At 35.5% G+C, this 1387-nt stretch carries 3 protein-coding genes; all 3 read right to left on the reverse strand.

Annotated features, from left to right (window positions below; genetic code table 11):
- Nucleotides 1-142 precede the first annotated feature (142 nt).
- The 3 genes from rplI to rpsF are packed head-to-tail and all read right to left on the reverse strand — an operon-like array spanning nt 143 to nt 1229.
- Complete coding sequence (gene rplI, locus I6E11_RS14585; protein WP_235338827.1) at nt 143-592, reverse strand: 50S ribosomal protein L9; 450 nt, start codon at nt 590-592, stop codon at nt 143-145.
- 17 nt (nt 593-609) lie between these two features.
- A complete protein-coding gene (rpsR, locus tag I6E11_RS14590; protein WP_204443281.1) occupies nt 610-879 on the reverse strand; it encodes a 30S ribosomal protein S18 in 270 nt (89 codons plus the stop codon).
- A gap of 2 nt (nt 880-881) precedes the next feature.
- Nucleotides 882-1229: a 30S ribosomal protein S6 gene (rpsF, locus tag I6E11_RS14595; protein WP_235338828.1), complete on the reverse strand. Its 348-nt coding sequence runs from the start codon at nt 1227-1229 to the stop codon at nt 882-884.
- Between the last annotated feature and the right edge of the window lie 158 nt (nt 1230-1387).

Genomic DNA, 1387 nt, shown 5'->3' on the forward strand with positions numbered 1-1387 from the left:
GCCATATTAGTTTTGATTATGCTTAAAGATACAAAATCTTTAGGACATAACAAAGCCTCGGCTTGGGAAAGTCGAGGCTTTGTCATAAAAAAAAGAGGGCATGCATTTTGACACACCCTCTTTTTTTTATTATTATTGGATATTAAGCTTCTTCTGCTACAACTTCGAAAGGAATTTCTACTGAAACTTCCTTGTGAAGTTTTACAACAGCCTTATAGTGACCAACTTCCTTAACAGAATCCTTAACAACGATAATCTTACGATCGATGTTGTGACCCAATTTAGCAAGTTCTTCAGCTATCTGAATGTTACCTACAGAACCGTAGATAGCACCAGTAGCACTAACCTTAGTAGCAATAGTCAAAGAAACACCATTCAATGAAGCAGCTACAGCTTCAGCATCTTTCTTAATCTTTTCCAATTTGTGAGCGCGCTGTTTCAATTCTTCAGCTAACATTTTCTTTGCTGCTGGAGAAGCGATAACTGCCTTGCCTGTCGGAATAAGATAGTTACGACCATAACCAGACTTTACAGTTACAATATCGTTCTTGTAACCCAAGTTTAATACGTCTTCTTTCAATATAATTTCCATGCTTATTCCTCCTTTAATTATTTCATCATATCAGTTACAAAAGGCAACAAAGCCAAATGACGAGCTCTCTTAACAGCCTGTGCAATACGACGCTGATACTTCAAAGAAGTACCTGTAATGCGACGAGGAAGGATTTTACCCTGTTCGTTCAAGAATTTCTTCAAGAATTCAGGATCTTTGTAATCGATATACTTAATACCACTCTTTTTGAAACGGCAGTATTTTTTCTTCTTAACATCTACTGATGGCGGAGTTAAATATCTGATTTCTGATTGTTGCTGTGCCATGATTAATTTTCCTCCTTTTTAGTTGATTTAACATTTCTTCTCTTAGCAGCATATTCTGCAGCATACTTGTCCATCTTGAAAGTCAAGAAACGGATAACTCTTTCGTCACGACGGTAGTTAACTTCAAGCTTTTCGATTACAGTTGGTTCAGCTTTAAACTCGATCAACTGATAGAAACCTGTAGACTTTTTCTGAATTGGATAAGCCAACTTCTTCAATCCCCAGTTTTCTTCATTGATGATCTCAGCACCTTCCTGAGTAAGGATTGCTTTGAACTTCTCTACCGTTTCCTTCATCTGAGCTTCAGACAAAACGGGAGTTAAAATGAAAACGGTTTCGTATTGATTCATACTAATTCGTTAATTAAATTATTAATAAAAAATTTCAATCGCGGCGCAAAGGTACTACTTTTTATCTAATATACAAACATTTAAGCCATTTTTCTGTTTTATTTAGTAGATAATGATGATTAAAATATTAAAAAGAGAGAGATTTTCAGTCCAAATAC

The organism is Bacteroides caecigallinarum, assembly GCF_021531075.1.
Lineage (GTDB): Bacteria > Bacteroidota > Bacteroidia > Bacteroidales > Bacteroidaceae > Phocaeicola > Phocaeicola caecigallinarum_B.